The 7040-nt window shown below is 41.6% G+C and carries 4 protein-coding genes and 1 pseudogene; 3 read left to right on the top strand and 2 right to left on the bottom strand.

All coding sequences use genetic code 11. From position 1 onward, the window contains the following. The 3 genes and pseudogenes from PLH26_RS18590 to PLH26_RS18600 form a co-directional block, all read left to right on the top strand. Positions 1-335 (top strand): annotated as a pseudogene (locus PLH26_RS18590) (hypothetical protein); the annotation flags it as partial. Positions 336-898: 563 nt separating this feature from the next. Further along, positions 899-2002 (top strand): GmrSD restriction endonuclease domain-containing protein, encoded by a 1104-nt coding sequence (locus PLH26_RS18595; RefSeq protein ID WP_324587529.1) that lies wholly within the window; start codon positions 899-901, stop codon positions 2000-2002. Beyond that, positions 2002-2697 (top strand): HEPN domain-containing protein, encoded by a 696-nt coding sequence (locus tag PLH26_RS18600; protein ID WP_324587530.1) that lies wholly within the window; start codon positions 2002-2004, stop codon positions 2695-2697. Before PLH26_RS18595 ends, PLH26_RS18600 begins: the two co-directional genes overlap by 1 nt. 276 nt (positions 2698-2973) lie before the next feature. On the opposite strand, the gene PLH26_RS18605 is transcribed toward PLH26_RS18600, so the two are convergent. Together PLH26_RS18605 and PLH26_RS18610 are read right to left on the bottom strand one after the other, a co-directional pair. Next, a complete protein-coding gene (locus PLH26_RS18605) occupies positions 2974-4062 on the bottom strand; it encodes a glycoside hydrolase family protein (protein ID WP_324587531.1) in 1089 nt (362 codons plus the stop codon). 2 nt (positions 4063-4064) lie between these two features. After that, the gene (locus PLH26_RS18610; RefSeq protein WP_324587532.1) at positions 4065-6818 is read right to left on the bottom strand and encodes an alpha-L-rhamnosidase; all 2754 of its coding nucleotides are present in this window, start codon (positions 6816-6818) and stop codon (positions 4065-4067) included. Positions 6819-7040: the final 222 nt, after the last annotated feature.

A 7040-nucleotide genomic window follows, 5' to 3' on the forward strand; every position in this document is an offset into this window, starting at 1 on the left:
AAAAATACTATTGCAGCCATTATGTTAGCGCTGATGTGTGGAAGGAGCTTCCGCGCTGCCTGTCTGAAAAAGAATACAGTGATCCCTACCGGGCATTTCAACAGTTTTTCAGCTACCGGTCGCTCAGCAACTGGCTGCAGTGCTGGGAACAGGTAGTGGAGCATGCGTTTTGCAGTGATAGCACTACTATAGCAAACCCGCTGACAGTGTGCACCCATTTGATAAAGCTGGTAGAAGCCGCGCACCTGGTGGATGTAAGGGAAGTAACGCATGTAGGCAGATGTTTGAAGAATGACAGGTCGTTACAATCTCTCACCCAAATGCCTATTTCCTGAAATAATGTAACCTTCCCTACCGGTATCGGAATTTCGCTTTTAGAAAACCAAAGGCAGATAGCAGTGTTCTTCAGGAGTTCAGGGAGCGGCAGACATTGAAAACGACGTTGATCTTCCTTACCGGCTGAGGCAGAGTTGTTTGAGAAGCTGGAGTAAGGCGATTTTGTTGCGACGGGGTCTTCATAGCCAGGCTATTGAATATGGGGTGAGACCCCGGTGAAATCAGAAAGCTGCAATTGCGTTACCAATACGATCACCAGGAAATTGCCTCATAGAATCCGCAAGTTTTCTTTCCATTTTAAAAATAAATGAATAGGTTTGGTAACCATTTCAATCCGCACCAATACAACATCCAATATTCAGCCCATCCAATTCCGGGATATGATTTTGATTCTGAGTAGCAATTGAATGACAATGTTTTAATCCATGCTGCTGTGACTACGGCACCGTTGAAGCAAAACGTTTTAAGCGCTTAGAAATGCTTACAAATGTTTAAAACGACAGGTATGTATAAGGCAATGCGTTAGCGGCAAAATTTATGTAACGTCATCAACATATTTAAAATGACAGAAAGAAATAAATCTTCAAAGTTAGCTGACAGGCTCTTTCCTGAGATAGAAGAGCTAAACCTTGATATTTTAAATATACCACCAGAAAAGAGAAGATTAAATACCGAAACGTATGACTTTACGGTTTCTACTTTGGTGGATTACTTAAATAATGGGCATATAGTTATTCCAGAGTTCCAACGTGGATATGTTTGGAATAGGGCCCAAGCATCCCGTCTTATCGAGTCTTTGATAATTAATTGTCCAATCCCTGTTGTTTTTCTAAGTCAAAACCCTGATGAAACGCTTGCTGTTATAGACGGTAATCAAAGACTTAATAGCATAAAACTTTTTATCGCAGACGAATTTGTTTTAAGAGGTTTAACTGCCTATCCGGAATTAGAGGGCTACACCTTTTCTGCGTTAGACCCACGCTTTCAACGACATATTCAGAATAGAACTGTGCGTTGTATAGTGATATTGAAAGATACTCATCCTCAAATTAAATTTGACGTATTTGAAAGATTGAATACAGGTTCCGTAAAACTCAATGCACATGAACTTCGGCATGGAATTCATGCAGGTCCTTTCATGGACAAATTAGAAAAATTAGGGAACAATAAGTTATTTAGAGAGCTTACATTAAATAAAACTGATAAAAGAATGAAAGCAGATGAATTGGTTTTGCGTTTTCTTTCATTCGCAGATAATTGGCGAAATTATACAAAGCCATTAGTATCATTTTTGAATAACTACAGTGAAAACAACAGAAATATTAATGAGCAGAGATTAAACGAAATAGAATTAGAATTTACTTCGACTTTAAAAAAAGTAAATTTAGCACTTGATAGGTTAGCATTTAAAACATATGACACTGCATATAAAAATGCAAAATTCAATGCTGCCCTTTTTGATGCGCAGATGATTTCCTTTTATGAAATAAACCCTTCAGATGAAAAAATACAAAAACTAACAGCAAGTAATTTTGTAAAGAAGAACCAAGAATTTATAGAAAACGAGGAATTCAATAAATACATATCTTCGGGAACAACAGATAAAAATTCGGTTATTAATAGAATAACAGAATACAAAATTTTCCTTACGAAACTTTTGCAATAATGCCTTATTCAAGAAGTAGGGCAAGACAAGAGTTCGAGAATAAATCTGTTGAACTTGTTTCCTTAGCTCGACAAATTTCATACAAGAATGTTGCTCTTTCATACGAGCATAAAAACTTAATATTTCAATCAACTATTGTTTTATTATGCTCTTCACTTGAGGAGTACTTGCGAGTATTCATTGAGGATTTATTTTTTAATTATAAATCGTTATCTGCAACAATTTCTGAAATTCCAGTAAATCCGAGAACGTTTTCGCTTTTCCATAAGCAAAGAACAATTTATGAAGGTTTCATAAATAACAGAGATGAGTTTAAAATTCTTGACAGACTGAATATTACAAATCAACGCCTTTATTCTGTTGTGGATTCCACACAAACTTTTGTAGACCATATAGATTCGAAAATGATCGTTAATGATAAAAAATATCCTTCACCGAAAAATTTGAAGATTCTATTTAACAGAATTGGGATAAAAAGCATTTTTAATGAAACTGATAGAATCGGCAAAAAAAATTATGAATTGCTTTTACGTTCATTTTTAGATGTCAGAGAAACTATTGCTCATCAAGAATCAACCGATTTAACATTCAATGATGTAAAAAGAAATTTTAAAAATATTACAGACTTGCTGGACAAACTAGATAGAGCATCATATAGCCACATTTGTAGTATATCAGGACAGAAGTATTGGTAATAAATCTGCGGCTAATAAAAGTATTTGCAAAAACAGGGATAGAGAATGTAACATCAGCTATATGAGGCATTAGCAGCCGTTTGGGCTCAATGTTCAATGCTCCGCTTTAGTTTATAACTTCAACAACATATTTTCAAATGGGCATTTGTCCGGGCTGGACAATCAATGAATTCCCTGCCTTCGTAAACACTTCAACGTTAGCGCTAATTAGTTGTAGCAACGGGCTCTTCACAGCCCAGGCTGTTGTGTGGGTGTGACCCGGGTGAATTGAATTCATTACTTCTTTTCCCTCAAATCTTCAGATGTAGCCAAAGCGATCACTCTTCCTTTTTCACCCACTGCATTATAAAAATGATATACCACACCTTCCCATTTTATTACCCAGGGCTTGTGCGCATATTGTTTATCGAAAGATTCAGAAGGTTCTATTAAGTGCTGTCCATCCCATTCTGTCCAGTGCACCAGGTCGTAAGAACAGGCAAAGCGGTCAAAAGCGGAGGGGTCGCCATCTTTCCAGTTGTACCCGAAGTAAAACATAATATACAGATCATCCATCTTTACAATTTGGGCATCCCCGCAAATGCCTCTCCCTTTCGACAGTAAGGGACGATCGCCCTGGCGCTGCCAGTGCTGCATGTCGTTCGAAACGGCCATGGCAATGCTTTCAAAGCTATGCCCGTTAGCACCCGTACTGTCGCCTGCGGCATTGTAATACATCACGAAAGGATAACCGCTTTTTTTATCCGCATCATGAATAACAGAACTTTTAAAGATCGTTTTGTTATCATACCATTGTGCCGAAGAGTCATTAGCCGATAATACAGGCTGCGGCAGTCTTTCCAATTCCTTCGCTTCTGCTATATGATCTGTATATGCCATGCCCACGCCCAGGCGGCCCGCTTCATAACCTTTATCGGCGCCGCCGAGGTAAGAGACCCAGTAGCGCTCATTGTACTTCATGGGCTCGTAACTGCCGTTCCATGTAATATCTACCAGTGCAGGGTAACCCGCTTTTTGGTTGGCATCCCATGTATTTTCGGTAAAGGACATTATTTTTCCCTGCGTTTTCCATTGCAACAGGTCATCACTTTCCGCTATCCAGGTTTCGTAACCCGTACCGTCAAAAACAATATAGGTCATATACCATTTTCCATTTAACCGGAACACGGTTGGACTGTCGGCCATTTTCGAGGAATCGGGTGCTGTAACTACTATGCCATATTTAAAAGGCGTTTTTACTTCTTCATATACTTTTTGCATCGTTTCCTGAGAAATGGTTTTTTGCCCGGTATCTGTATCGCTGCAACTCAGCAGCGCGACACAAATACAGAAAAGAGAGAGACGTATGATGATATTGTTGTTCATAATTAATGTGCTATAGTAAATACATAATTTCCGGAAGGAACGGTAAAGCTAACCTTACCTGCTTTTTGTTGTATATCGCTAATCCATTTGTTTTGAGTGACCGGCTGGTTGTTTTCTTTGATGCCGGCTGCATTGGAAGCAGGCAAAACAATTTGAGCAGTAGTATTGGCAGGGATATTCACTTTTAGCGTTGTGCCTTTCCCTTCTTTTTTCCATGCAGTACGGATAATGCCATTAGGGGTAGTATAAGCAGCGCTCACCGAATCTATACCATCCACCATTTGCGGGGCGATGCGGATTTTACGATAGCCCCGGTCATCTACCTGCTGGTTAATGCCTCCTAACCCGCTGTAGAGCCATTCCATCAAATGGCCCAGCATCATGTGATTGTTGGACACATATCTCAAAGCGGGCCAGGATTCCGTTAAAGCGGTTGCCCCATGCCGTATCTGGTACCCGTAGCCCGGTACATCATCCCTGTTGTTCATTTCGTACAACAATTGCGAGGCGCCACCGGTTTCAAGCGCTCTTACCAGGTAACGGTAACCCACATCGCCGGCAGTTAATGCCTTGTTGCTGTTTTTGATGGATGCTACCAGGTTGTTAAAGACCTTTTCGCGGTATTGCTCCTCCACAATTCCCGTGAACAGGGGCATGGCATAAGCGGTTTGACTACCGGTAGCATATACCTGCGTTTGCTGATCAAAAAATTTATCATTAAAAGCCTTTTTAATGTTTTCCGAAAGGGTGGCGAACAATTTTTCATCTTCATCTTTCTTAAAGAGAGCTGCGGTTTTGCTGAGTATTACCGCATCATAATAATAGATAGCGGTTGCGGTTAATGCAAGGGGAGTAAGCTGTGAGGGCCCCGGATCTTTTGGTCCCAGGTCAAACCAGTCTCCCAATCCATACGATAATATATGATCATCCGCTTTGGTGCCTAAATAAGTAACGTAGCGTTTCATCATATCATACGATTTTACCAGCGCATCTTTATCGCCATACCACAAATACATATACCAGGGAATGATCACGGCGGCGCTTCCCCATTCGGGCGAATCACGAAAGCCGCCTTCAAAAGGAACATATTCCGGGGCTATATCCGGAACCAGTCCGTTGGGTAGTTGTGCTTCTTTCATGTCGTCAATGATCTTGCTGTACAAATGCCGGATATCATAGGCATAGCGCATGGAAGCGCCCACCAGGTGGGTTTGCTCGAGCCAGCCTAATTTTTCTCGGTGGGGGCAATCGGTAGCAACGCTTGCCATATTGCTTTTTATTGACCAGTCAATAAGCCGGTAAATATTGTTGAACAATGAATCAGAGCAGGTAAAGCTTCCGGCAGCCGGTGAGCTGTTGCGGGTATGCAGCATCGTTATATCTATCCGTTCCGGAGCAGTGCCGATATATTCTACCAGCGCATAACGGAAACCGTAGTAGGTAAACCGGGGCTCCCAGGTTTCTACATCCCCGCCTTTTAATATATAGGTAAAATAATAGGGTTTTCCCGAAGCGGATTGTTCGGGCAATCCCTCATCATTCAATAATTCAGCAGGTGTAATGCGTATGCTGTCGCCTTTATTGCCTTTTACTTTTAACCTTATGATGGCAGAAGCGTTCTGACCGAAATCATAAAGCGTTTTTTGGGCTGTGATGCTGGTTTTCTTTTTAACGGAAAAGCTATCCATCACTTTTAAAGGATAATCGTCATGCGTTCTCATTGCTCCGCCCGGTCCTTTTGCGATCAGTACTTTTTCCCAGCCTGCATCTGCAAACCCTGTTTTGTTCCATCCTGCCTGCTCCTTATTGGCATCATAATCCTCGCCACCGTATATGCTTGTATATATAATGGGAGAGGGGGCTGCTCTCCAGCTTTCGTCGGTTACAACTTCTTTTGTACTGCCGTCCGTGAAACGTATAACCAGCCTGGCGCGCAACATGGGGTATCCTTCGGCACGGATCAGTTTCCGGTACCTCTCGCGGTTGATGTAAAAAAAACCCGTTCCAACAATAGCGCCAATGGCATTTTGTCCCTGCTTTAAATGATCAGTAACTTCATACGTATTGTACAGGCAGCGTTTTTCATAATTCGTCCAGCCGGGTGTCAAAAAATCATCGCTTATTTTTTTACCATTGAGGTGCAGTTCATACTGGCCCAGTCCGGAAATGAATACAAAAGCTTCTTTGACCGGTTTATTCAATACAAAATCTTTCCTGAAACAAGGAACCACGGCCCGTTTCACGGCTTTGCTGCCCAGCGTATTACCGTTGCCGTGCACACCGGGCATTACCTTCATGCTGTCGGGTAAAATATCGTATGCTATCCATTTTGACGGATCCCATTCCTTTTGCTGCAATATGCCGGTGGTAAAGCTGGTGGCTTCGCTCCATGCAGAGGCTTTAGCGTCAGTATCCCATATTCTCACCTTCCAGTAGTATTTCCTGGCCGATTGCAATGGTTTGCCGCTATATGCATTGTTGTTGTTGCTGTTTGAAGCTATGCGGCCGGAATTCCACATGTCGGCATTTTTTTCATCGAGCTTGTCCGGACTTGTGGCAACAAGTATTTGCCAGGCAGATTGGTCCACACCTCTTTCCGTTGTATTGATCCACCAGCCCATCATGGGTTTTGTGTTTTCAATACCGTATGGGGCGATCTTATGTTCGCAGCTAAGCCGGTGCGGGAAAAAATTACCTTTAACGATCACACCATATATGAGCAGGAAGCACAGGAGGGATAATTTTCTATAATGCATGGGATGTACTTTACATGAAAGATAACAAATGGCATGTAATAAGTGTCCTGTACATTCATGTGGGATGCATTAAGATTGTCGCAGGTTGATGGGAACACAATGGGCCATCAACTTAAGATTTTTTAGAGGATGAAACTGCAACCTCACCCTAACTTGAAGAACGAAATGCTACATACAGAACGCTGCCAGGTATTTCTTTGTTACTTTTTACGGAAAAAGTAA

The sequence above is a fragment of the Agriterribacter sp. genome (assembly GCF_035444585.1).
Taxonomy (GTDB): Bacteria; Bacteroidota; Bacteroidia; order Chitinophagales; family Chitinophagaceae; genus Agriterribacter.